The 23,039-nt window shown below is 57.3% G+C and carries 23 protein-coding genes; 7 read left to right on the top strand and 16 right to left on the bottom strand.

What is annotated here, in order from left to right:
• Nucleotide 1: 1 nt before the first annotated feature.
• From AC2FPW_RS00905 to AC2FPW_RS00885, 5 genes are all read right to left on the bottom strand, one after another.
• Nucleotides 2-1,339, bottom strand: coding sequence for a DUF6638 family protein (locus AC2FPW_RS00905; RefSeq protein WP_496812283.1), 1,338 nt, complete (start codon nt 1,337-1,339; stop codon nt 2-4).
• On the bottom strand, nt 1,336-1,980 hold the full coding sequence (locus AC2FPW_RS00900; protein ID WP_496812282.1) for a hypothetical protein: 645 nt from the start codon (nt 1,978-1,980) through the stop codon (nt 1,336-1,338). The genes AC2FPW_RS00905 and AC2FPW_RS00900 overlap by 4 nt, the downstream gene beginning before the upstream one ends.
• Complete coding sequence (locus tag AC2FPW_RS00895) at nt 1,977-3,908, bottom strand: AAA family ATPase (RefSeq protein WP_496812281.1); 1,932 nt, start codon at nt 3,906-3,908, stop codon at nt 1,977-1,979. The genes AC2FPW_RS00900 and AC2FPW_RS00895 overlap by 4 nt, the downstream gene beginning before the upstream one ends.
• 55 nt (nt 3,909-3,963) lie before the next feature.
• The gene (locus tag AC2FPW_RS00890; RefSeq protein WP_496812280.1) at nt 3,964-5,085 is read right to left on the bottom strand and encodes a hypothetical protein; all 1,122 of its coding nucleotides are present in this window, start codon (nt 5,083-5,085) and stop codon (nt 3,964-3,966) included.
• A gap of 414 nt (nt 5,086-5,499) precedes the next feature.
• On the bottom strand, nt 5,500-6,579 hold the full coding sequence (locus AC2FPW_RS00885; RefSeq protein ID WP_496812279.1) for a hypothetical protein: 1,080 nt from the start codon (nt 6,577-6,579) through the stop codon (nt 5,500-5,502).
• Between the two features lie 286 nt (nt 6,580-6,865).
• Between AC2FPW_RS00885 and AC2FPW_RS00880 the strand changes: the two genes are divergently transcribed.
• Nucleotides 6,866-8,341 carry an NAD-dependent succinate-semialdehyde dehydrogenase gene (locus AC2FPW_RS00880; RefSeq protein WP_496812278.1) on the top strand — a complete coding sequence of 492 codons (1,476 nt, stop codon included), beginning with the start codon at nt 6,866-6,868 and terminating at the stop codon, nt 8,339-8,341.
• Between the two features lie 179 nt (nt 8,342-8,520).
• On the opposite strand, the gene AC2FPW_RS00875 is transcribed toward AC2FPW_RS00880, so the two are convergent.
• From AC2FPW_RS00875 to AC2FPW_RS00845, 7 genes are all read right to left on the bottom strand, one after another.
• Nucleotides 8,521-9,447, bottom strand: coding sequence for a DMT family transporter (locus AC2FPW_RS00875; protein WP_496812277.1), 927 nt, complete (start codon nt 9,445-9,447; stop codon nt 8,521-8,523).
• Nucleotides 9,448-9,617: 170 nt separating this feature from the next.
• A complete protein-coding gene (locus AC2FPW_RS00870) occupies nt 9,618-10,085 on the bottom strand; it encodes an Hsp20 family protein (protein WP_209599221.1) in 468 nt (155 codons plus the stop codon).
• Between the two features lie 122 nt (nt 10,086-10,207).
• Nucleotides 10,208-11,023: a trypsin-like serine peptidase gene (locus AC2FPW_RS00865; RefSeq protein WP_496812276.1), complete on the bottom strand. Its 816-nt coding sequence runs from the start codon at nt 11,021-11,023 to the stop codon at nt 10,208-10,210.
• Nucleotides 11,020-11,811: a trypsin-like serine peptidase gene (locus tag AC2FPW_RS00860; RefSeq protein WP_496812275.1), complete on the bottom strand. Its 792-nt coding sequence runs from the start codon at nt 11,809-11,811 to the stop codon at nt 11,020-11,022. Before AC2FPW_RS00860 ends, AC2FPW_RS00865 begins: the two co-directional genes overlap by 4 nt.
• Before the next feature lie 120 nt (nt 11,812-11,931).
• Entirely contained in the window at nt 11,932-13,245 is a 1,314-nt protein-coding gene (glcF, locus tag AC2FPW_RS00855; protein ID WP_496812274.1) for a glycolate oxidase subunit GlcF, read from the bottom strand.
• Nucleotides 13,246-13,249: 4 nt separating this feature from the next.
• Nucleotides 13,250-14,350 carry an FAD-binding protein gene (locus AC2FPW_RS00850; RefSeq protein ID WP_496812273.1) on the bottom strand — a complete coding sequence of 367 codons (1,101 nt, stop codon included), beginning with the start codon at nt 14,348-14,350 and terminating at the stop codon, nt 13,250-13,252.
• A gap of 49 nt (nt 14,351-14,399) precedes the next feature.
• Nucleotides 14,400-15,839: an FAD-linked oxidase C-terminal domain-containing protein gene (locus AC2FPW_RS00845; RefSeq protein ID WP_496812272.1), complete on the bottom strand. Its 1,440-nt coding sequence runs from the start codon at nt 15,837-15,839 to the stop codon at nt 14,400-14,402.
• 80 nt (nt 15,840-15,919) lie between these two features.
• Here AC2FPW_RS00845 and AC2FPW_RS00840 point away from each other — a divergent pair, with 80 nt between their 5' ends.
• Both AC2FPW_RS00840 and AC2FPW_RS00835 read left to right on the top strand, forming a co-directional pair.
• Nucleotides 15,920-16,630: a DUF599 domain-containing protein gene (locus AC2FPW_RS00840; protein WP_496812321.1), complete on the top strand. Its 711-nt coding sequence runs from the start codon at nt 15,920-15,922 to the stop codon at nt 16,628-16,630.
• 35 nt (nt 16,631-16,665) lie between these two features.
• Nucleotides 16,666-17,013, top strand: coding sequence for a hypothetical protein (locus AC2FPW_RS00835; RefSeq protein ID WP_496812320.1), 348 nt, complete (start codon nt 16,666-16,668; stop codon nt 17,011-17,013).
• A gap of 3 nt (nt 17,014-17,016) precedes the next feature.
• Here the strand turns inward: AC2FPW_RS00835 and AC2FPW_RS00830 are convergent, their stop codons facing one another.
• The 4 genes from AC2FPW_RS00830 to AC2FPW_RS00815 all read right to left on the bottom strand — a co-directional run bounded on the left by AC2FPW_RS00830 (nt 17,017) and on the right by AC2FPW_RS00815 (nt 19,895).
• Entirely contained in the window at nt 17,017-17,502 is a 486-nt protein-coding gene (locus AC2FPW_RS00830; RefSeq protein WP_496812271.1) for a flavodoxin family protein, read from the bottom strand.
• A gap of 1 nt (nt 17,503) precedes the next feature.
• Nucleotides 17,504-17,974 carry a 23S rRNA (pseudouridine(1915)-N(3))-methyltransferase RlmH gene (rlmH, locus tag AC2FPW_RS00825; protein ID WP_480623305.1) on the bottom strand — a complete coding sequence of 157 codons (471 nt, stop codon included), beginning with the start codon at nt 17,972-17,974 and terminating at the stop codon, nt 17,504-17,506.
• Nucleotides 17,975-18,018: 44 nt separating this feature from the next.
• Nucleotides 18,019-18,378 carry a ribosome silencing factor gene (rsfS, locus tag AC2FPW_RS00820; protein WP_209599225.1) on the bottom strand — a complete coding sequence of 120 codons (360 nt, stop codon included), beginning with the start codon at nt 18,376-18,378 and terminating at the stop codon, nt 18,019-18,021.
• Nucleotides 18,379-18,542: 164 nt separating this feature from the next.
• Complete coding sequence (locus tag AC2FPW_RS00815) at nt 18,543-19,895, bottom strand: mechanosensitive ion channel family protein (RefSeq protein WP_267365897.1); 1,353 nt, start codon at nt 19,893-19,895, stop codon at nt 18,543-18,545.
• A 116-nt stretch (nt 19,896-20,011) separates the two neighbouring features.
• On the opposite strand from AC2FPW_RS00815, the gene AC2FPW_RS00810 reads away from it, so the two are divergent.
• Genes AC2FPW_RS00810 through leuD form a run of 4 tightly spaced genes read left to right on the top strand, consistent with a single transcriptional unit; the run spans nt 20,012 to nt 22,781 of the window.
• Entirely contained in the window at nt 20,012-20,107 is a 96-nt protein-coding gene (locus tag AC2FPW_RS00810; RefSeq protein ID WP_245220657.1) for an isopropylmalate isomerase, read from the top strand.
• Nucleotides 20,108-20,150: 43 nt separating this feature from the next.
• Nucleotides 20,151-21,554, top strand: coding sequence for a 3-isopropylmalate dehydratase large subunit (gene leuC / locus AC2FPW_RS00805; RefSeq protein WP_496812270.1), 1,404 nt, complete (start codon nt 20,151-20,153; stop codon nt 21,552-21,554).
• Between the two features lie 37 nt (nt 21,555-21,591).
• The gene (locus tag AC2FPW_RS00800; RefSeq protein WP_496812269.1) at nt 21,592-22,134 is read left to right on the top strand and encodes an HdeD family acid-resistance protein; all 543 of its coding nucleotides are present in this window, start codon (nt 21,592-21,594) and stop codon (nt 22,132-22,134) included.
• A gap of 41 nt (nt 22,135-22,175) precedes the next feature.
• Entirely contained in the window at nt 22,176-22,781 is a 606-nt protein-coding gene (gene leuD, locus AC2FPW_RS00795) for a 3-isopropylmalate dehydratase small subunit (protein WP_496812268.1), read from the top strand.
• Nucleotides 22,782-23,039: the final 258 nt, after the last annotated feature.

Raw genomic sequence — 23,039 nt, 5'->3', positions numbered from 1 at the left:
TTCAGCCTTTCCTTACCGAACCCCACGGACCAACACGCGAGATTATGTCATCGCTGACCCGGTCTTCTCCGCTCATATCCGGCTCATGGCCGAACAGCGCGGCACGGGCCCCTTGCTTGTCCACCTGATACTCGCGCGCGAGGAAGTCGGCAACATAGGCTTTCTTGCTCTCGGGCCATCTGGAATAGGTGCTATAGAACAGCTCTTTGTGGCAAATGAACATCTGGCGCGGGTCCAGCGGGGCCAGTTCGGCCAGCAGCATGTTCACCAGATCACGGTTCGGCGTGTCAGCGGCGCGCAAAGTGTAGAAATAAGCCGGATGATCCGACGTGATACGCGGCCACGGCCCCCCGTCGCTTGCCCAGCGCAACAGTTGCGCAAGGCCGTGATAGGCTTCGGGCAAGCGATCCGAGTGATTGCGCGCCAACCGCCGCATATCGCTTCGGTCCAGCCCGGTCAGGTCGACATCCGCATCCGCCGCCGCATCGACAGTCAGGAAATCCATCTTCTGCTGCAGGATTGCGGCGGCGTCTACACCGCGCGCCTTGACGATGGGTTCGACCAGATCATTGTAATCCAGAAACTTTGCAATCTGGTTCCGCTGCAACGGGTCAAAAACGTATTTGATCGGCAAATCGTCAGGCTTGTCACCCATACAAATCGCCGCCGGGTGATCCAGGTCCGGGAACAGGTACAGCCCGCCGAAATGCGCCGTCCAGAAGTTGCGTTGCTCAAAATCCGTGTGGCGCAGATGGACGGGGTTGCGCGTGACGTCGCCGGTCTCCTTGGCGGTCTCGATCATCCTGGCGATCAGCACATCGTCGAACCAGGCGTCCTCTTCTGTCTTGAATTGTTCCACCATGCCCGCCAGTTGCTGTGCCTTGCGCAAGGTGCCGCCTGCGGTGTCGGCCTCAATCTCGATTTTGCGCAGATTAAACAAATCACGGGGGCTGCTGAGCTTGAAGACCGAGTTCACCAGCTCTCCGGCCACCGCATCGGTGGCGGTCAGGGCAAACAACTGCGCCTCGTTCATCTCGATGAATTCCCGCAGGATATCGCGCGAGGTCGAGAATTTGACGTTCAGCAAAGGCGCGCGTTTCTGCTCGGTCGTCAGCAGGATGAACTGCCGGTTAACCCCGTTGGGGTTGAGGTAGAGCTCATCCTCCAGCTCAATCCCCACTTCAGGCGAATAGCCCGAGATATCAACATGGAAATCCGAAAGCTGAGTGGTCTTGCCCGCCAGATGCTGCAACGCGCGGTTATACCGCTCGACCAGAGCCGGGCTGGAGATGTGGACGAGGTTGCCGAACATCAGGCCTTTTTTGATGAGACGGATCATAATTGCGACACGTCAAGTTTAGTTTTCAGGAAATTCTCCATGTTTGATACCGCTGAGTGAAGATCGCTCTGAAAGCTATCATCCGTTCTAGTCGGTTCAATAACTATGTCTTCATACTCTTTGAAAGCAGCCGCCGATATCTCATGATCCTCCGCATTGTTGGAGGGATCATCTAGGCGCAAAAACCATTCCAACCCCATAAGTAGCTTAGTATGAAGTTCGAATATCTTGCTAGATTCTTCTTCTGATGGCCAACCCCAGATCGCTCTTGCCTCCAAAGAAATAGCTTCGAACTCCACTTTGATTTTTCTGGCGACATCGGTTTTCTTAACGACGTGTTCGGCGATCTCTTGGAAATGGCCAGCGTCGTCTAGTGACACGCCACTTTTTTCTCGTAGAATATCCGGTATCTCTATTTGAGGAACTAGAGCTGGGCTGAGCGTCCTAAATCTCAATTCGTTAATCGCGGATTGATATCTAATCAAAGACACTAAAAATCGACGTGCTAATTCGTTGTCACGCTCCCAACGCCTTTGTGCTTTCCAAGATCGTAAGCCAGCGAAACCAATGCCCGCGCCAAACAAGCTAGCAATAGTTAACGCCGCATTTCTGATTAGATCACTCCATTCTAGTGGCGTCACCCCTTCCCCTCCAGATACCGCCGCTTGGCCTCTTCCATCCGGCCCATCTCGCGCACCGCGTTCTCGATGGCGACCTCGTCGCTCTTGTCGGCATAGCGGAACTCGCTGTCGGCGTAGCGGTTGATCTCCTGTATCACCATTTCCACCGTGATCGGCTGGCGCAGGTCCTCGATCATCGCTCTCTTCGTATCGTAGTCGCGGAACAGGAACAGGTCGGGGTTTTCCATCCACTCATCGGGCAGTTCGAAATCCATCGCGCGGACCTTGACCGCGTCGGTGATGTTCTTGATCGCGCGACCGGTAAAGCGCTCATCCGCCTGCTGGATCGCCTTGAGGTAGGTGCCCATCTTGGCAATCGTATCCATCTGGCCGATATCGCCGGACACCCGGTCATAGACCTGCAACAGCGCGTCCTCATGCGGGCGGGAGTGACTTTCGAAACTGGCGGCGACAGCCTTTTTGATTTCCTGCGCGGCATAGGCCTCGTGCTCACCCAGCGGGATGTCATGGTTGCGGCCCATCAGCAGGTGTAGGATGTCGATGTAATCCTCGCGCGTCTGTGGCCCGTCCACCAGAAACCGCGCACCCGCCCGCTGGCGCAGGGCGTCGTCCACATTCTCAGGGTAGTTCGAGAACATACCAAAGGTGCAGTTGCCGCGCACGACGGTGTTGGCACCGGCAAAGCTCTCCATCAGAACGGCGGTGATCTCCAACTGCCCGGCTGACGACTGCCGGTCACCGCGCTTACCCGCCAGCTGGTCGATATCGTCGATGGTGCCAAAGCCGATGACCGAGGGGTCGATGATCGTGTTGATAAACGCCTTGGCGTTCTGGCCGGATTTGCCCTGATAGCTGTCGATATTGTCGGTGCTCAGGTTCTGATAGCGGAACGGATAGCCTGCGTTCTGGCAATACTCGTTGATCAACCCGGCCATCATCTGGATCAGCGTGGTCTTACCGGTGCCCGGCTTTCCGTCACCCATGAATGTAAAGATGAACCCGCCAAGTTCCGCAAACGGGTTCAGGCGGCGGTCGAAATCATAGGCCATCACCATCTTGGCCAGCTTCATCGCCTGATATTTGGCGATATGGTTGCCGACCACTTCGTTCGGCTTCTTGAACGTCATGGTCAAGGTGGTGGATTTGGCCTTGGAGGCCGGCTCGAACCCCCGGATCGTCAGATCGTCGGCTTCTACATGCCAGGCTGCGTTCTGGAACGGGGCCAGATAACCTGCGGACCCTGCGCGCAGGGCTGACTTCTCCATCAGTTGCTCGGCATAGGCACTGGTGGCGGCGATCAGATGGGCATCGTCCGAGGCGTATTTGGCCAGCGTCTGGTCCAGTTCCCACAACGCGCCGTGCAGGGCGAGCTGGCCATTGTCTGTCAGGACCTCTTCGATCTCACCAATATCAACCGTGGTCTCACCCAGATGCGAGGATAACAGATAGGCCAGCGCATTGCCGAACGTGTGCAACGTGATCAGCGCTTCGGCTGTCAGAACCTCCGAAAACTCGGTCTTCCGCGCGGCGGGCAGATCTCCCGCCAGGTTCGCGCGTTTCAGATCCGCAAGCGGGGTCTGTTCCGCATAAGTATCGGCCACGGCCAAAGCGATTGCGATGGCGCGGCGGATCGCCTGTTGCGCCGTCGCTTGCGGCGGCGAAACCAAGGCGTCACCATCGTCCGAGGCTTCGATCCTCTCAACCAGATGCACCCCGTCTGCGCGCACGGTCCGGCGTGTCACCAACCCCGGTGTCGTCGAGCGAAACCGCCGACCAGTCGAAACACCTGGTGAGCGTTCAACGGTGGTTTCCACGGCTTTGGCGATCCGCGGCGCGTGTTCGAACCCGTTCAGCAAAGCGGTTGCTGCCGGATAATGCTTGCGAATGTCGTCTTCGCGCAATTCCATCTGATCTGACGTCAAACTCATCTAAGAAACCGCCCTTGCTTCATCTTTTCTAAAATACTCTCGCCGGAGGCGAAAATTAGTACCTCAAAACCTGCCCGGCATTGCTGACGACGAACTTGCGCACATCGGCAAAGCCCGGCGGGTTACGTTCGGCCAGCACCTGAAACGGGCGCTGTGGCAGGATGATCGACCGTTGGGTGCGGGTGGCGCCGGTTTCGGCCCCCTGCCCGCCGAAAGGATCCAGCGCAAAGACCTCGCGCTCGACAGTTGAAAACCAGCCCGCGCGCTCCTCGATGACCTCTTCGCTGTGCAGCTCTTCGGTTGTCCAGGCCAGCGCCCAATCCTGCCCTTGCGGAGATTGCGCATCCTCCAACACCTGCCGCAAAGGGCCGGATTGTTCGGTATAGGCCGAGGAATACATCGGCCCCACATGGATTCGACGAAGGTGTTTGGGATGCAGGTCATCGAAATCTTGATCAAAGCCCTTGGCGATGGTCACCAATTTCAGACCGCCCAGCGATTGCGCCATCAGATGTGCCTGCACCTCGGGCCAGCGGCGTTGGTCCTTGGGCAGGGCGGTTTTGCCTGTGTCCTCCAGCTGCATCAGATAGATGACGGGCAGGTTGACCTGACTGTCATAGACCGCCCAGTGGATCAAGAACTTGCGCCGCTCGCCCTCATTCCCGATCCAGTGACATTCGGGATCGTTGCGGGCCCAGAACAACTGACCCTTAAGCAACTCTTCGTAATAAAGCCTTTGCGACAGCGCAAATTGCAGCTTGGTTGGAATTTCCCGGTCGCCAATGATCGTGCGGACCATGTCGGTTTTCAGGTCATCTTCCGAGGGCATATTCGCCAAATGCACCTGCGCCTGTTGCGCGTCATTGGCCATGGTCAGCAACTCAGCCGCCACTGGAAAGCCGCTGTCGCGCTTGTCCATGGCGAGGCTGCCAAAGAACCGCCCCGTATCGCGCCCAACCAGCAGGTATTTCATGCTAAGCGCGCGAAAGGTGTAGAGCAGCCCCGAGAGGTAGCGCGACACGATCCGCACCTCTTGCTTCGAGATCGCACCCTCCGCCTCCATCGTCGCAGCCACGCGCAACAGGTGGACAGTGATCACCTCGAATTTGCGGAAATACCGGCGCGAAGCGAAAGTGTCGGTCAGGCCAACATGGTCTTTGGTGGGGTCAGCTACCAATTGCTTTCTCCCACAGTCTAAGAAAGTCCGCAGACGCTACCTGGCGCTGTTTGCGAACAGAACCAAGCAAATCCGCTGGAGAGAAATGGTGAGCGCGCTGCCAGATAATTCCACATTTCTGAATTATGCCAACATAAGCAGGGCCTACAAACCTCGCTACTTGCCAAACGAGAAACGCCAAAGAAATTGGCGACAGCAATATTAGTGAAATTCCCATGGCAGTTTCGTTGCCACCGGTAATCCAAAACGTAACCGCAAAGCTAATGGCAAATGCCACCATCAAAGGTAGCGCAAAGAGAAAGTACCACCCCCCGATATATGCCACCGCAAGCACTGCACCGAAGATACCATTAACCCAACGAAGGGGCGACCAACCAAACTGCTCTGACCGGCTTATATTCAATCGGCCCAACCTCAACCCCCATACAAATTCTTATCATGCTTCTCGACAATCGAGGCGAACCGGCGGGCAAAGCGTTCATCCGCCTTGGCCTTTTTCTCCAGCACGTCGCGAGCAAAGACCATGTGGTCCTCGTGTGCCTCAAGCATGTCGGCCATCTTCTGGTTGGTCGCTGTGCCGATGGCGGCCATCGCCGTCTGCGCCTCTTGGTCCGTCTGCACACCGATCTCGTTGATGCGGTGGGCCACGTCCTGCTGCTGCGCGGTTTTCAGCGATTTGGTCAGGGCGTCATACAGCACCACGCGCTGCTGCGTGTCTGTCTGCAGCTTGTTGATCAGCACCATCTGCGTCGCCGCCTGGTTCTGCAGTGAATCGACCCAGGTCTTACCCTTTTCGATATAACGCTCCAGCGTCTGAGACTTGGCCAACTTGACCTGCTCTTCCTGAACCTTGGCGTTGTATTGCTTGTTCAGCTCGGCCAGCTGAGTTTCCAGCTGGGTGCGCGCGGCGGCGTCCTGTTCGACACTGATCTTGTTTTCCAGCGTGATAATCGCCGGGTCCATGCCCTGGATCTCGGCCCGCAGTGCTTCCAGTTCGGCCACGGTTGCCTCGCGATCGTCCAGCGTGCCTGTCAGGTTATCCTCGACCTTTACGCGTTGCTCTTCCAGCACAGTCAGCTGCCCTTGCAACAGCTTCACGATCACATCGGATTTGGCGATCAGGTCCTGCAATTTGTCGTCGATATTGGCCGTTCGCATCCGCTCTTGCCGGAGCGACTCGGATTTTCCCTTGGAAAAGATGCCGACAAACGACTCCCACCCGGTTTTCGAGCGCATCTCGTCGAAATCCTTGGAAAACGCGTTGGTAACATCGTCCAGACCCATGATCAGCTCGGCGATGTTGGCGTTCATCACCTCAGTATGGGCGTGAACATCCTCAAGCGAGGCATTTTCGATGTCGATATCGGCCTCGGCCGTTCCAATCTTGGCCCGCGCCGCTTCGATCCGCGAGGTCAGCCCCTCAATCTGCGACTGGCTTTCGCGCACTTTCGTTTGCGTTTCTTTGATAAGCGCTTCGAATTGCTGGTTCGACATCTCTGCTGTCCTTTTTTTCTTTAATTACCCAATAAGATAGGGAATGTTACGGTCATTTACATCCCCTTGAGTCCAAAAATCACGCAAACTCTGGCAAACTTGGGGTGGAAAGGAAAGCCACGTGATCGCAACCTGACGTAGAACTCAACGCTGCGACTATGCTGCAACGATTGGGTCTGAAAATAATTTGATCAAATCTGGGCTGATCGACCCGCATCGGTGGACATAGACAAAGCCCTCAACACCTGATTGGGTGCGGCAACTCAACTTCTGCGCGGAGAATGACATGCTGGACGCAACGACCGATCTGAAATCAATTCTGAAGAATCCTGACTTGCTTGTAACCAAAGCCTATATCGGTGGTCAGTGGGTGGACGGTGACAACGGAACTTTCGACGTGACCAACCCGGCCCGGGGCGATGTGGTGGCCAAAGTGGCCGATGTCAGCCGAACGCAAGTCGCCGGAGCAATTGCACAGGCCGAAGCCGCGCAAAAGGAATGGGCCAAGTTGACCGGCAAGGAACGAGCGGTGATCCTGCGGCGCTGGTTCGACCTGATGATGGAGAACGCTGAAGATCTGGGCAAGATCCTGACCGCGGAGCAGGGCAAACCACTGGCTGAGGCCATCGGCGAAGTCGGCTATGGTGCCTCCTTCATCGAATTTTTCGGGGAAGAGGCCAAGCGCGTGTATGGCGAGACCATCCCGGGGCATCAGCGCGACAAACGGATCATGGTGCTGAAACAGCCCATTGGTGTGGCGGCCTCGATCACACCCTGGAACTTTCCCAACGCCATGATCACTCGCAAGGCAGGACCTGCGCTGGCGGCGGGGTGTGCTTTTGTTGCCCGCCCGGCGGCAGAAACGCCACTGTCCGCGCTGGTTCTGGCGCGTCTGGCGGAACAAGCCGGCGTGCCAGGTGGTGTGTTCAACGTGGTGCCTTCATCTCAGGCCAGCGAGATCGGCAAGGAGTTCTGCGAAAACCCCGGTGTACGCAAGCTGACCTTTACCGGCTCGACCGAGGTGGGGCGCATCCTGCTGCGGCAAGCTGCTGATCAGGTCATGAAATGCTCGATGGAACTAGGCGGCAATGCACCCTTTATCGTGTTTGATGATGCGGATCTGGATGCTGCGGTCGAAGGCGCGATGCTGTGCAAATTCCGCAATAACGGCCAGACCTGTGTCTGTGCCAACCGCATCTATGTACAGGCCGGTGTTTACGACGCGTTCGCTGCCAAACTGAAAGCGGCGGTCGAAGCCCTGAAAATCGGCGACGGTCTGGCCGAGGGCACCACAACCGGTCCGCTGATCAATGCCGATGCGGTCACCAAGGTGGAAGAGCATATCAAGGATGTCACGGACAAGGGCGGCGCCGTTCTGACCGGCGGCTTGCCTCACGATCTGGGCGGTACGTTCTTTCAGCCGACCATCGTGACTGGAGTGACTCAGGACATGATGGTGGCGCAGGACGAAACCTTTGGCCCGCTGGCCCCGCTGTTCAAGTTCGAGGATGAAGATGACGTGATCGCCATGGCGAATGACACAATCTTTGGCCTGGCCTCGTATTTCTATGCAAAAGATCTGAGCCGCGTCTACAAAGTGGCCGAAGCGCTGGAATATGGCATTGTCGGCGTGAACACCGGCATCATCTCGACCGAGCTGGGCCCGTTCGGCGGCGTCAAGCAATCCGGTCTGGGCCGCGAAGGCAGCCATCACGGCATGGAAGACTATCTTGAGATGAAATACGTCTGCATGTCGGTCTGATCTGGCGGCCATCGCCTTGGGGCGGTGGCCATTCTGCCCACAGGCGAGGCGTTGTTCCGGTCAAACGGGCCGGTGACGGCTGGGCGACGGCTGGGCAATGACGTTATTTCACCAAGCATGAATTCCCCGCGGGCAAGCTTCGTGGGGACTTTTCTTACAGGCCTGATCCGATCCCAAGCTTACGTCTTTTCCTCTTTCGCTATCACGGTCGTTACGGGGCGCGTCACCCGACTTCTGGTGATTGCAATCGCCCCTATGACCAAGGCACAGGCTATGGCTTGCGCAGTTGTGATCGCTTCTCCAAACGCGAAGAACCCGACTGCAAACATTGTGGGCAATTCAATGCTTCCGACAACCGCAGTTTGAGAAGCTCCGATCAGCGGCGAACAGATCGTGTAGACAAGCTGCGGCACAAGCGCCGTGACCAATCCAATTCCAATGATCAGAACCCAATCGGACTGACCTTCAGGAAGCAGCGTGGAAACGTCTGCATTTAGCATCAAAGGCAAAAGCCCAAGAACCGATCCCAGAGACACCGAGGCGATACGGGCAAGTGGCGCAATTCGTGACAACCTGTGGACCAGAACAGAAATCCCGAAGCCAAAACCAAATGGCGCCGCCAGCGAGATTAAAAGCGTAGGAATGTGCTCGACCGGAACGGATGCTGGCGAGCCTGCTATGATGGCAGCCAGAATGATGAGACCAGACGCAAGAAACGCGCGCCTTGTGGGAGTATCGGCGAACAAAGCCCACGCAATGATCAACGTGAAAACTGGATATGTCATATAGAGCACGCCCACCGTCGATGCGGGCAGTGTCTTTAGGGCTGTGACATATCCGATCCAGCCAAGCCCCATCACCACTCCGACCGCAAGACCCCAACAAATCTCGCGCCAGGCTGTTCGATGTACGACGAGAACTGGCAGTAACAAAACCGCCGGAACGATGTAGCGGTAGAATGCGACGGCGAAAGGTGCGACGCCCTGCTCGGTCAATCCCCTGCTGAAATAGGGAACAAGCCCGAAACAGACTGATGCGAAAAGTACGCCAACAACCGCAAGCGATTGGGGAATAGCCGGTCTGGTCTGCGTGTATGCCGTCGACATCTGCAAGTTCTAGCACAGGTTCACGATGAGTGTAGCCGAGTTTACCGGGCCCACGCTTTGATGTGCAAAGGCGCTTTCATCAAAGAACAACGCCCCGCGTCTGGAGGAACGCGGGGCGCGGGTGTTGCGGCAGTCCGGGAGGAGGAGACTGCCGCTAGGCTTTCAAAGCCTCAGTTCACGGCCTTGGCGTCAACCACATCTTTTTCGATGGCTTTGGCCGAGGTAATTTCGATCCGGCGCGGTTTCAGGGCCTCGGGCACTTCGCGCTTCAGGTCGATGTTCAGCATTCCGTTTTCATGACTTGCGCCGGTGACACGGACGTGATCGGCCAGCGCAAAACGACGCTCGAACGCGCGGGTTGCGATGCCGCGATGCAGATAGCTGCGGCTCTTGTCCTCGGATGCCTTCTTACCCGCAACAACCAGCGAGTTTTCTTTCACTTCAACGGACAGGTCGCTTTCCGAAAAACCAGCGACGGCCACCGAGATACGGTACGTGTCGACATCGGTTTTTTCGATGTTGTAGGGCGGATAGCTTGGCTGTGCCACATCATTGGTCAGAACGCGATCCATCATGTCGGCGATCTGGTCAAAGCCAATGGTGGCGCGGTGCAGCGGTGCAAAATCAAATGTACGCATGTGTCATATCCTCAGTCTTGAGCGATTCACGATCTGGCCCTCCGGCTGGACGGACCAATGTTAATGACGGACCCCGTTGTGGCGATCCGATATCAGTGACATGGGAAGCGATTTGACCGAGTTCAACCCCCGCCGGAGCTGATGAATTTCGCACCAGACCCGGACGTGCCGGACCCAGCCTGTAACCGGCGGATCGTAGCCGTTGGTTTTGGCGCATCGCGCCGCATGATAGACTTGAGTTCGGCCACTATCTCGTCAAGCTCCATGCCGAACCCCACCTTTCTGCGACCGTTCGTGCCTACCGCTGAAACCACGGACAAAACCTGCCAGCGCGAGCCGTTTTTTGCCAGAATGGCGGATCCGGAAGACCCGAAGGTGACGTCGCAATCAAAAGTGATCAGGCCCTGCCTGCGATCCAATACGCGGCACGACCTTTCCCGCGTGATCGCCTCGGATCGTCCGCGCCCATACGAGGCTATGCTGATCTCGTTTCCCGAAACTCGCCCGCTGTGCAACACGAAAGGATCGGCAATCGAATACGGGATGGGCTCATTCAGCCGCATCAGGGCGACATCCATCCGAACGCCTTCGTGCGAAAGCGGGTTATTTGAAGCGTAGCCGGGCAGAACGGCAATTTGCGTAATCTGACGCTCGGCCAACGCGCTGCCGTTGCTCAGACCCGCACGAAACGTGATGTCTTCGGGCGCGTATGTTTCCTCGGTACGGCGGTCTACAGCACAATGGGCAGCGGTCAGCACCATGTCCTGCGCGATCAGAGTACCTGTGCAATAGGACTCTTCGCGCACATCCAGCCGCCCGATTGCTTCCCAACCATAAAGGTCGTCCCGGTCTGTCAGCTTGCGTTTGTTGGCTTGCGCGTGGGATGCGGTCGCCAGAACACTCAGGCCCAAAAGCAGACTTAGAAAGACCTTGGTCATGGCCGGATAAACCTTGCACCGACGTTCTTGCCCGTCCCTGAACCGGAGGTCGACAATCCAAATCCGTGCCCGGCAGACAGCTCGTCGCGCAGCAATTGCAGCGAATGTTCAACCGCAGTTCCAATCGCAACGCTCTGGCCATCCATGCTGGCCTTTGCCGCCACAACCGACACGATCTGAGGGCGCGCGCCTGTAAAGGAAAAAACCGGTGCTCCTGAAGATCCGAAGTCGACGTCGCAGGACATGATCATAACGCCTGCCTGCCGGTTCATGACCGAACAAACCTGTTGCAACGATGGCGCTTCTGACCGGTCATGTGCATATGACACTACGCCCACTTCCGCACCCCGGCGCGGCTGATCTCCTGATTCAAACGGAATGACCGATGTGTTGCGGATCGGCTGCCAAAGCTCGATCAGGGCGACATCCGAGCCGACACGGTCCGTCGACGACTCGGCACTGAATTGATAATCCGGGTGAATTACAGCTTGTCTTGCCGTTCGATAAGCCAAAGCGCGGCCCAGCCGCCACCCGGCCAGAAATTCGATATCGGACGGGTTCACCCGCTGCCCGGACACCTTGTCGAACAGGCAGTGCGCCGCTGTCAGCACAAGGGTCGGCGACACAAGCGTTCCGGTGCAGAACCCTTTTCCGGCAATATCCAGACGCCCGACAGCCATCCATTCGCGCCCGGAATCCGAGGTCTCCAGGCTTTCCAGCCTGGTGTCCTGTGCTGTAGCCGCCATCGGCAAAGCACAAAGAACAATCGCCTTAATCCATTTGCGCACTCGGGTCTCCGGGGACTCACTCTGAAGCTTTTGTCCTACGTGTCACGTTGGGCAAAAATAGGGCGTTCGGTGTTCAGGTGAATTTCCTGAGGAAATGATGCGGGGCGGCATCAGAGTGGCTTATCGCAAAATTGGAACAGAGTCTCCTGCCCGTTGCAACGCGGGTGGTTTCGGCCCCCCTGTTGCCCAATCCAGCAACTCGACCGTATGAACGACTGGCACTTGGGTGCCGGACCCGATTTGCATCATGCAACCGATATTGCCTGCTGCGATGATATCAGGTTTCTTGACTTCAAGTGTCCTGATTTTACCCTGCTTCAACTGACCCGAGATTTCCGGCTGCATCAGGTTGTAAGTCCCTGCGCTACCGCAGCACAAATGGCTGTCGGCGGGCTCGACCACTTTGAACCCGGCACGTTTCAGCAGGTCTTTGGGATAGGTCTTGATCTTCTGCCCATGCTGCAGCGAACAGGCTGCGTGATACGCAACTGTAAGGTCCTGATCACGCCCTTCGGGCAATTTCAGCTTCATAACCAGCTCACTGATATCCATCGCGATACCCGAGACCCGCGCAGCATCGACCGAGAGCGCGTCGTTCCGGAATATATGCCCGTAATCCTTGACCGTCGTCCCACAGCCCGAGGTGTTGATCACGATGGCGTCCAATCCGTCGCCGTCCATCTCGCGAATCCAGGCCCTGATATTGGCGATTGCGGCTGCGTGGCTGTCTTTCACCTTGCCCATGTGATGGGTCAGCGCTCCACAACATCCAGCACCCTCAGCCACCACAACCTCACATCCCAGCCGGGTCAGCAGACGGATCGTGGCGTCATTAATGTCAGTATTCAGCGCTTTCTGAGCGCAGCCCGTCATCAGGGCCACCCGCATTTTCCGCTCGCCTTCGGGCGCAAAGCTTTGAGGGTCATCGTTACGGCTGACCGGCGGAATGTTCTTGGGCGCCATGTCCAGCATGGCACGCAAACGGGCATCTGGCATCAAAAACCGGAACGGGCGACCCAGTTTCGCCCCGATCAGGGCCCAGCGAAAGCGCATCGGATAGGGCAGGATCTGCGCCAGAACCCAACGCAAAATACGATCCGCCAAAGGGCGTTTGTAATTCGCCTCGATATATTCCCGCGCGTGATCGACCAGATGCATATAGTGCACACCAGATGGGCAAGTGGTCATGCAAGCCAGACAGGACAGGCACCGATCGATATGTTTGACCGTCTTTTCATCGGGCTGCCGCTCGTTTTCGAGCATATCCTTGATCAGATAGATGCGCCCGCGCGGACTGTCCAACTCGTCGCCAAGAACCTGATAGGTCGGACAAGTCGCCGTGCAGAATCCGCAATGGACGCAATTGCGCAGAATTTCGTTCGCGCGCTTGGTTGCCGGGTCTTGCAGCTGCCGTTCTGAGAATGATGTCTGCATAAACCTATCCCATCAGCCCCGGATTAAACAATCCACGTGGGTCAAACTTAGCGCGCAACCCCTTTGTCAGGCTCGAGACGGCCGCGTTCTCCGGTTGAAAACGCCCCAGTCGCGCGACTGTTTCTGCATCCGCTCGTACAAGTGTCGCGTGGCCAGAAAACACACCCAGACGCGCGCGCAGATCCGTACCTTTCGGGACGCGCAGCCAGACAAGCCCACCGCCCCAGTCGAAAAGCAACTGATCCGCTTCGGCACGCGCTGAAACTTCGGCCGCATCTCCGGGTTTTACTGAAAGCCGCCAGACATCCCCGTCCTGCCCCTGAAACGGATGAGCATCGCGGATACCAGCCCAAAGCGTGTCTGCATCCGCTTCCTCTGAAATCTCTCCAAACCGGGACAGTTCAGCCGTCAATCTGCCTGTGCGATATGCGACCGCGTCCGTGAAGCCTTCGACCCTAAGCAGGGCTTTCCCGGCGTCGGGATCATACGCGGCCCCCGTTACCTCGAACGGCGATCTCAGCGCAGCGGACAGAACCCGAACCGCAGTTCCAGCATCCCGAACTCCAACAGATAGTGTTGCGGCGCGTTCCGGTTTGGGCAGCACCTTCAGCGAGACCTCGGTCAAAACCCCTAAAGTACCCCAGGACCCGCCCATCAATTTGACCAGATCGTACCCGGTGACGTTCTTCATCACGCGGCCACCGTTCTTGATCACCTGCCCGCGCCCATTGACATAGCGTACCCCCAGCAGAAAATCCCGGCAGGCCCCGGCTTGTATCCGTCGCGGGCCCGAAATATTGGCCGCGACGACGCCGCCAATGGTCGGTTCACCTTGTGTCCCCAGCAATCCGCGATGATCCATCGGCTCAAACGCCAGGTGCTGGCCCTCTGCTTCCAGCGTCGCCGTGATCTCGGCCAAGGGCGTCCCCGCCCGTGCAACAAGGGTCAGCGCCCCGGGTTCGTATAGCGTAATACCGCGCAAAGCTCCGGTTTCGACTTCCGCATACGGGCTGGCAATTCCACGCGTCCCGCCTCCGACAATGCGTACAGGGTTTTCTAACCCGACCACCAGCTTTGCCAGATCGGCCTCAGTCTCAGGTCTCATTGGCTTCATCTTTTCCAAAATACTCCGGGGGCAAGGGGGCGGCACCCCCTTATTCTGCAGCCATACGCCGCGGCTCCGACACGTCGAGCGGAAACACTTTGGCCGCGTTCAGCAGCCAATTGGGATCGAAAACGTCCTTAACCGCCATCTGCGCCTCAAGGTCGGCAGGTGAATATTGATGAGACATCAGATCCCGCTTTTCGATCCCCACACCATGTTCCCCAGTCAGACAGCCGCCCTCGTCAACACACAGCTTCAGAATCTCTGCCCCAAAAGCTTCGCATTTTTCCAGATCGCCGGGTTTGTTGGCATCGAACAAGATCAGCGGATGCATATTTCCGTCGCCCGCGTGGAACACATTTCCGACCGGCAACCCAAACTCCTCACTCAATTCTCCGATACGACGCAGAACGGTTGGTAGGGCTGACACCGGGATCGTGCCATCCAGACACATATAATCGTTCAATTGTCCCATGGCACCGAATGCAGATTTCCGACCCAACCAGATCTTGGCGCTTTCCTCAGCCGACTGGCTTTCGCGCAATTCAACCGGGTCATGGCGTTTTGCTATCTCGATGATTTTCGAAAGCTGAAAATCTATTTCAGCGTCAGACCCCTCCACTTCGACGATCAGCAGCGCGTTGCAATCGGGATACCCGGCATGGGCGAAATTTTCGCAGGCCCTGATGCACAATGTATCCATGAACTCGATCGCGACCGGCAATATGCCCGATTGGATGATGTCCGAGACACACTGCCCCGCAACCTCATTGTCATTAAAACCCATCAGGACCGGTCGTGCGCCCTCGGGCTTGCGAAGAATACGCAGCGTGGCCTCGGTCACCACACCCAGTTGACCTTCGGACCCACAGATGACGCCCAACAGGTCCAGACCTGGTGCATCCAGATGCGCACCACCGATTTCGACAACGCTGCCGTCCATCATGACCATGGTCACGCCCAACAGGTTGTTTGTTGTTACCCCATATTTGAGGCAATGCGCTCCGCCCGAGTTCATCGCGATATTGCCAGCAATGGCACAGGCCAGCTGCGAAGACGGATCGGGGGCGTAGAAGAAATCCTCTTCCTCGACCGCACCGGTAACGCTTAGATTGGTGCGACCCGTCTGTACTTTGATGAAGCGGTTGTCATAGTCGATTTCCAACACCTCATTCATCCGTGCGACGCCCAGAATGACGCAATCCGCCGTCGGCAAGGCTCCACCGGCCAGTGAAGTTCCCGCCCCGCGCGGCACCACAGGCACGTTTTCGTCATGACAAATGCGCAGAACATCCGAAACCTGCTGTGTGCTTGACGGCAGCACGGCCAGCATTGGCGGGCATTTATAGGCCGTCAAAGCGTCACACTCGTAAGCGCGGGTTTCGGAGGGGTCATGGATGATCGCATCTTCGGGCAGAACCCGCGACAGCCGCGCAACAAGCGCAGATTTCCGGCTCAGAACATCCGGGCTTGGCTTTGGCATCTCCATGGCATTCCTCCTTTTGGTAAAATTATATTACCAATTTATCGCACTGGCAAGTTCCCATGCCCGACCTTACTGTCGCGGTCATGATCTGGATCGAACGTGCCGCTCTTTTTGCCCCTCTAGACTACGCATCATTGCTTTTGCTGCTGGTTGCGTGGCTGTGGATCGGGTGGAAAATCGAACATCCGTCACCGCAGAGGCAATCCGTAGCCCTCATGATGGACGATTACCGGCGCGACTGGATGCGCGAGATGGTGACCCGCCAACCGCGCATGTTCGACGCGCAAGTCGTGGCGGCCATGCGGCAGGGCAGTACATTTTTCGCGTCGACCACGATGATTGCCATCGGGGGCGGGCTGGCCTTGCTGGGCAACACCGAAAGGCTGGCAGGCGTCGCAATTGACCTTGCCATCGGCAGTGTCCCGGCAATGGTCTGGGAGATCAAAATCCTTTTCGTCGTATTGCTGCTGGCCAACGCATTTCTGAAATATGTCTGGGCGCACCGCCTTTTCGGATACTGCGCCGTGTTGATGGCTGCAGTTCCCAATGACCCCGAAGACCCGCAAACCTATCCCCGCGCCGGTCAGGCGGCTGAGATCTGTGTCACCGCCGCGCGCAGCTTCAACCGCGGTCTGCGCGCAACCTATTTTGCACTGGCGTCGTTGGCATGGCTTCTTGGACCTGTCGCGCTCATTTTGGGCACAGCGGTCACGTTTGGCGTCTTGTATCGGCGCGAGTTCGCCTCACACTCCCGGGAAATACTGATGGCCCGAGCCGCCAGCACGGATACGTGATACCGATGCGCTATCCCACTGGTTACACTGGTGCGATGCGATACTTGATTCTCTTCGCCTTACTGGCCAGCCCTGCCCTTGCCGACCCGCCAACAATCGAACAGGTCCTCACCAGTGCAAACAGTGATACATGGCGGTTCGATGTGACGATCCGGCATCCCGATACGGGTTGGGATCATTACGCCGACGGCTGGCGTGTTCTGGATATGGATGGAAACGAGTTGGGAATGCGCGTCCTGCTCCATCCTCACGAAACCGAACAACCCTTTACCCGCTCTCTGGGCGGGGTGGTCATTCCCGATGGCATGACCCAGGTGCAAATTCAGGCGCGGTGCATCGTCGATGGATGGAATGAAGGCACCACAGTGGTCAAACTGGATTGACCCTCAGAAAATACCCATGGCCAGACCGGCACTCAAAGCGGCTCCTGTCTCGCGGCATTGATCCAGTTGGTCTTGCGGGATTGTCTTTTCGGCCAAAATGGCCTCGGGCGTTTGCGCATGAGTACAGATGATCAGCGGAGGCTGAACAGCTTTTAATCGCCAACCGGTGGCTATCCGTGCGATCTGACGGGCGGCGTTTTCACCATCCGATCCTGCGCAAATCATCTGCGCATAGGGTCGGCCTTCTAGCTTTCCCAGCACCGGGTAGTAACAGCGGTCAAAGAATTCCTTCATCAGACCCGAAATTGCCGCCAGATTTTCTGGTGCGCAAAAAATGTAGCCATCGGCAGCCAACAGATCGTCCGGCCCGGCTTGATCGGCTGGCATAAGCTTTGTGTCAGCCTCACCTCGCGCCGCTTCGGCCGCGGCTTCGGCCATCTGCCGGGCACCGCCTGTGCGCGAGTGGTAGACAATCAGTAGCTGCGCCATGTCAGACCCGGTGATAGGGGCCACCTGACAGAATGGTCGCGGCCCGGTAAAGTTGCTCGGCCAGCATCACACGGACCAGCATATGGGGCCAGACCATCGACCCGAATGAAATGGAAAAATCCGCCTCGGTCCGCAGAACCGGGTCAATTCCATCCGCACCACCGATCACAAATGCCAGGTCCTGCCGACCCGCGTCGCGCCAATCACCCAGCTTCTTCGCGAAATCGGGCGAGGACATGACACGCCCCCGTTCATCCAGCGTGCACAACACCGCCCCTTTGGGCAGGGCCTTGCGCAGCAGCGCGGCCTCGGCTGCCATCCCTGCGTTTTTCTTGTCTTCAACCTCGATCACCTGCGCAGGCCCAAGGCCCAGCGCACGGCCGGTCCGGTCAAATCGGGTCAGGTAATCGTCAAGCAGTGTCTTCTCGGGTCCGGCGCGCAATCGCCCGACCGCAACTATGCTGATACGCATATCTCTCTCGCCTCCGGCCTGTTAATGCAGGCCGGGATAGCGCCTCAGTTCGCCGAGGCGCTGCCGCCCTGAGGCAGCCACATCTTTTCCAGCTGATAGAATTCACGCACTTCGGGGCGGAAGATATGGACGATGACGTCGCCCGTATCGATCAGCACCCAGTCGCCGGTATCCTTGCCTTCGACCTTCGAGGTGAAACCGAATTCCTGCTTGATGCGATCCGTCAGCTTTTCCGCCATGGCCGACACCTGACGGGTCGACCGACCCGAGGCAATCACCATGTGATCCGCAACCGATGACTTGCCCTGCAGGTTGATCTGCACGACGTCTTCGGCCTTGTCATCGGAAAGTGAGGAAAGGATTCGTTCAAGCAGCTTGTCGCTGATTGACTGAGAGTGGGCCATTATGTTGACCCCATCATCGGCGGGCAAACCCGCCTGTGTATGTAGAGACAGGACATAGTCCTCCTTTGTTGCGCGCCGTGAAACCCCGGCGCCGGGGTACTAATAAGGTAGCAAGGGGAATGCAACATTTCAATGAATGCGCGCTGCAGCGCGTACACAGACGCTTACTCTGTGATGATCTGTTGCGCAGTTGCGCCGTCCGGTAACAGTCGGATTTCGCGCTGCGGGAAGGGGATCGAGATACCTTCTTCCTTGAATGCGTCCCAAAGCGCCAGATAGACATTGCCCCTGATATTGGTCAGCCCCTTTGTCGGGTCGCTGATCCAGAACCTCAGCACATAATCCACGCTGCTGTCACCAAATCCGGTGATGTGGCAAACCGGTTCATGTTTGCCGCCGCTCAGGACCCGGGCAACCGCCTTTACCGCCCTGATTGCGGTTGCGCGCACTTTATGCGGATCGTCGTCATAGCTGGTACCAAAATCCAGATCCAATCTCACGAACCGGTCGGAATGCGACCAGTTCACCACCTGGTTGGTAATCAGATCTTCGTTTGGTATCAGGTACTCGCGCCCGTCCCGTGTTACGACCGACACATATCGCGCGCCAAGTGCATTGATCCAACCGAACGTATCCCCCAACGAGATCACATCGCCCGGTTTGATCGAGCGGTCCATCAGGATGATGATCCCCGATATCAGGTTCGACACCACTTTTTGCAAACCGAACCCGATACCCACGCCGATGGCGCCGGACAAAAGCGCGATGCCGGTCAGATCGAACCCCAACGTTCGGATCGCAGCCATAAAGACTGCCCCGTAAAGCAGAACCTGTATGCCTTTTGACAGCAGCACCTGCATGGACGGGGTTATGTCGTCATTGCTTTGCAATGCGCGTTCGGCTGCGCGCGTGCCGATACGGGCCAGTGTCAGCAGGATGCCAATCAGCAAAGTTGCCTTGAGAATCCCAAGAGCCGAAATATGCAGGTCCCCAATGGAAATTGCGACACCGTCAAGAAAACCCGCGACATCATCCGTCAGATTCAGCGCGACAAGCGTTGCGTAGATCCACATTGCCCACTTGAAAATCCGGCGAAGCGTGCGGTTTTGGACCAGTCTCGCGACCAGTGCTATCGCCAGCCACGCCGCCGCCAACGTAGCTATCACCCCGATAATATAGCTGCGCGACGGCCAGGTGAGCTGCTGCATGGTCAGATACAATGCCCACGAAAGCAGAATGAAGTAGACCAGCGCCAACCGCCGCATCAGCTGAACCAGAACCCGCAGCCGCCATTTCGGCCATCCCGTGCGTGAACGAGCCCAGGCATCCCATCTAGACTGGGTCAGGAATTTCAGCAGCAAAGCCAGCGCCCACAGCAACAGGATGATAAGCAGTTGATATTGTCGCCAGCCCGGCGTGACGATCAGATCAAGCAGCCTCTCGAATTGCGCGGAAAAAGCCGCAACCATGTTGTTATAGAGGTCGGTCAGCGTACTTGGGATCAGGTCTTGGTTCATGCACGTCTCCTGCGGGGCCAGCTTGGACAGCAATGCAGGGCGATGCAAGCCTGACACTGGTTTTGAACCTTGATTGCCGGAAGGGCGCGGTATATCTGAACCGCATGAGACTCAATGTGGCCCAACTTCAGAATCTGGAAGATCGCGCGCGCTTGCGTGAACGGTTCTTTGGCGCTGCCCGCACGGTTTTGGCGCGCCTATCCGTCGCCTGAGCCAACTCGCCAGCTATTTCTCATTACATACGGGAGAGGACCGATGTCCCCCAAGACACTCTATGACAAGATCTGGGATGCCCATGTCGCGCACGAAGCCGATGATGGAACCTGCCTGCTTTATATCGACCGCCATTTGGTGCACGAAGTCACCAGCCCGCAGGCATTTGAAGGGCTGCGCATGGCAGGCCGTAAAGTGCGCGCGCCGGAAAAAACCATCGCTGTACCGGACCACAACGTGCCGACCACACCGGACCGCGTGAATGGGATCGAAAACCCGGAATCACGCATTCAGGTCGAGGCGCTGGACAAGAACGCCAAGGATTTCGGCATTCACTACTACCCGGTAAATGACGTGCGCCAGGGCATTGTCCACATCGTTGGCCCGGAACAAGGTTGGACCCTGCCGGGTATGACCGTTGTCTGCGGCGACAGCCACACAGCGACCCACGGTGCATTCGGCGCGCTGGCCCACGGCATCGGTACGTCCGAGGTTGAGCATGTTCTGGCCACGCAAACGCTGATCCAGAAGAAGTCCAAGAACATGAAGGTGGAAATCACCGGCAAGTTGCAACCGGGCGTGACCGCCAAGGACATCACTCTGGCTGTGATCGGTGAGACCGGCACTGCTGGCGGTACCGGCTATGTCATCGAGTATTGCGGCGAAGCAATCCGTGATCTGTCGATGGAAGGACGCATGACCGTCTGCAACATGGCGATTGAAGGCGGGGCTCGTGCTGGTCTGATCGCGCCGGATGAAACAACGTTCGACTATGTCAAAGGCCGCCCGCACGCGCCGAAAGGGGCGCAGTGGGAAGCGGCTCTGACATGGTGGAAAACGCTTTACACCGACGAAGACGCGCATTTCGACAAGGTCATCACTCTGCGCGGCGAAGACATCGCGCCGGTCGTGACCTGGGGCACCAGCCCCGAGGACGTTCTGCCGATCACCGCAACCGTCCCGAACCCCGAGGATTTCGAAGGCGGCAAAGTCGATGCAGCCCGCCGCTCCTTAGAGTATATGGGACTGAAAGCCGGCCAGAAGCTAAGCGAAGTTGAGATCGACACCGTCTTTATCGGCTCGTGCACCAACGGCCGGATCGAGGACCTGCGAGCCGCCGCCGAGATTCTGAAAGGCAAAAAGATCAAGGACGGCATGCGCGCCATGGTCGTTCCAGGTTCGGGTCTGGTCCGCGCGCAGGCCGAAGAAGAAGGTCTGGCGGATATCTTCAAAGAAGCCGGTTTCGAGTGGCGTCTGGCAGGATGTTCGATGTGTCTGGCGATGAATCCCGACCAGTTGCAACCGGGTGAACGCTGCGCCGCGACTTCGAACCGCAACTTTGAAGGCCGTCAGGGCCGGGGCGGGCGTACCCACCTGCTGAGCCCGGCAATGGCCGCCGCAGCGGCAATCACAGGACGGCTGACAGACGTTCGTGAAATGATGTAAGCTACCCTCATAACTGGATATTTGAGGGATTGAAGACATGAGTGACTGGACAAAATGGCTATTGCTTGGACTTCTGTCCATCGTGTTCGGCATCTTTGTGCTGGGCGCACCGGTCGTGGCATCAATTACCGTGACGGTGGTCACAGGTGTGTTGCTGTTGATTTCGGGCGCATTGCAGGTTGTTGGCGGCTTCACAGTCGAAGGGACAGGCAACAAGATACTGTCACTTATCATGGGTGTCGTGATGCTGTTTCTGGGCTGGTCCTTTCTGGATCACCCACTGCAAGGAACGCTGACACTGGCAACCGTCTGCCTGATCCTGTTCATGGCTGGCGGCATTGCCCGCGTGATCCTGTCGTTCCAGATGCGTGGAACACAGTATTTCTGGGCGACGCTGGTCTCGGGCATCATGTCGATTGTTCTTGCAATCCTGATCTGGCGCTTTGCTGCAATGGACCCTTCGGTGCTGCTGCAATTGCTGGGCATCCTGCTGGGGATCGAGATGATCTTTAACGGGCTCGGCCTTGTCTTCATGGCGTTCTTCGTCAAGGACGCACCAAAAGAAACGAAACAAACTTAACGCGGGGTCTGGGCGCGGCCCTCTCCCGCAGGAGTGTGAACATGGATAAGTTTGAAAAAGTCCACGGGGTGGCCGCCCCAATGCCGCTGATCAATATCGACACCGATATGATCATCCCGAAAGTACACCTGAAAACCATCAAACGGTCGGGCCTGGGTGTCGTTCTGTTCGACGAGATGCGTTATCACGATGACGGTCGGGAGAATGAAGAATTCGTCCTGAACAAGCCCGCCTATCGCGAGGCCGAGATTCTGGTTGCTGGCGACAATTTCGGCTGTGGGTCCTCACGCGAACACGCGCCCTGGGCGATCAAGGATTTCGGCATCAAGGTCGTGATCTCGACCAGTTTTGCCGACATCTTCTTCAACAACTGTTTCAAGAACGGCATTCTGCCGATTGTTGTCGGGGTAGAACACCACGCGATCCTGATGGATGATGCGCATAAAGGCGAAAACGCCCGCATGACCGTACATCTGGAAGACCAGCAGATCACCACATCGGACGGCGTCGTGATCGATTTCGAAATCGATCCTCACCGCAAGCACTGCCTGCTGAATGGTCTGGATGATATCGGGCTGACGATGGAAAAAGATCATCACATCGACAAGTTCGAGGATCACGCCAGTCAGGCCCGTCCCTGGGTGTGATTCTGGGGGCGAATCTGTGGATACTCAACCTGACGGGGTCGCCAAGGCGGCCCCGCTCGCATTCTTGGGGTTGATTTTTCGAAAACCACAACATGTGGGTATCAATTTGAGATACACGTCGGATTTGCGTCGAAAATGATGCAATACCGCACCAGTTGCGCCATCTTTTTGCCCGAAATCCCGTGTTTTCTGCACCTCGGCTTGAGCAAAATGCCGCTTATCGTTCATGTTGACGCTGAAGAGGCATCCGTCAACGTC

It is taken from the genome of Ruegeria sp. SATB027 (assembly GCF_059613825.1).
Note: the sequence above shows the minus strand (reverse complement) of the source record. Positions and strands in the feature narration are given on the sequence as shown.

What these genes read in the sequence shown, in the direction of transcription:
- AC2FPW_RS00905 (WP_496812283.1), bottom strand. Translation starts at nt 1,339, where the DNA reads ATGATCCGTCTCATCAAAAAAGGCCTGATGTTCGGCAACCTCGTCCAC.
- AC2FPW_RS00895 (WP_496812281.1), bottom strand. Translation starts at nt 3,908, where the DNA reads ATGAGTTTGACGTCAGATCAGATGGAATTGCGCGAAGACGACATTCGC.
- AC2FPW_RS00885 (WP_496812279.1), bottom strand. Translation starts at nt 6,579, where the DNA reads ATGTCGAACCAGCAATTCGAAGCGCTTATCAAAGAAACGCAAACGAAA.
- AC2FPW_RS00880 (WP_496812278.1), top strand. Translation starts at nt 6,866, where the DNA reads ATGCTGGACGCAACGACCGATCTGAAATCAATTCTGAAGAATCCTGAC.
- AC2FPW_RS00875 (WP_496812277.1), bottom strand. Translation starts at nt 9,447, where the DNA reads ATGTCGACGGCATACACGCAGACCAGACCGGCTATTCCCCAATCGCTT.
- AC2FPW_RS00870 (WP_209599221.1), bottom strand. Translation starts at nt 10,085, where the DNA reads ATGCGTACATTTGATTTTGCACCGCTGCACCGCGCCACCATTGGCTTT.
- AC2FPW_RS00865 (WP_496812276.1), bottom strand. Translation starts at nt 11,023, where the DNA reads ATGACCAAGGTCTTTCTAAGTCTGCTTTTGGGCCTGAGTGTTCTGGCG.
- glcF (WP_496812274.1), bottom strand. Translation starts at nt 13,245, where the DNA reads ATGCAGACATCATTCTCAGAACGGCAGCTGCAAGACCCGGCAACCAAG.
- AC2FPW_RS00850 (WP_496812273.1), bottom strand. Translation starts at nt 14,350, where the DNA reads ATGAGACCTGAGACTGAGGCCGATCTGGCAAAGCTGGTGGTCGGGTTA.
- AC2FPW_RS00845 (WP_496812272.1), bottom strand. Translation starts at nt 15,839, where the DNA reads ATGGAGATGCCAAAGCCAAGCCCGGATGTTCTGAGCCGGAAATCTGCG.
- AC2FPW_RS00840 (WP_496812321.1), top strand. Translation starts at nt 15,920, where the DNA reads ATGATCTGGATCGAACGTGCCGCTCTTTTTGCCCCTCTAGACTACGCA.
- AC2FPW_RS00835 (WP_496812320.1), top strand. Translation starts at nt 16,666, where the DNA reads ATGCGATACTTGATTCTCTTCGCCTTACTGGCCAGCCCTGCCCTTGCC.
- AC2FPW_RS00830 (WP_496812271.1), bottom strand. Translation starts at nt 17,502, where the DNA reads ATGGCGCAGCTACTGATTGTCTACCACTCGCGCACAGGCGGTGCCCGG.
- rlmH (WP_480623305.1), bottom strand. Translation starts at nt 17,974, where the DNA reads ATGCGTATCAGCATAGTTGCGGTCGGGCGATTGCGCGCCGGACCCGAG.
- rsfS (WP_209599225.1), bottom strand. Translation starts at nt 18,378, where the DNA reads ATGGCCCACTCTCAGTCAATCAGCGACAAGCTGCTTGAACGAATCCTT.
- AC2FPW_RS00815 (WP_267365897.1), bottom strand. Translation starts at nt 19,895, where the DNA reads ATGAACCAAGACCTGATCCCAAGTACGCTGACCGACCTCTATAACAAC.
- leuC (WP_496812270.1), top strand. Translation starts at nt 20,151, where the DNA reads ATGTCCCCCAAGACACTCTATGACAAGATCTGGGATGCCCATGTCGCG.
- AC2FPW_RS00800 (WP_496812269.1), top strand. Translation starts at nt 21,592, where the DNA reads ATGAGTGACTGGACAAAATGGCTATTGCTTGGACTTCTGTCCATCGTG.
- leuD (WP_496812268.1), top strand. Translation starts at nt 22,176, where the DNA reads ATGGATAAGTTTGAAAAAGTCCACGGGGTGGCCGCCCCAATGCCGCTG.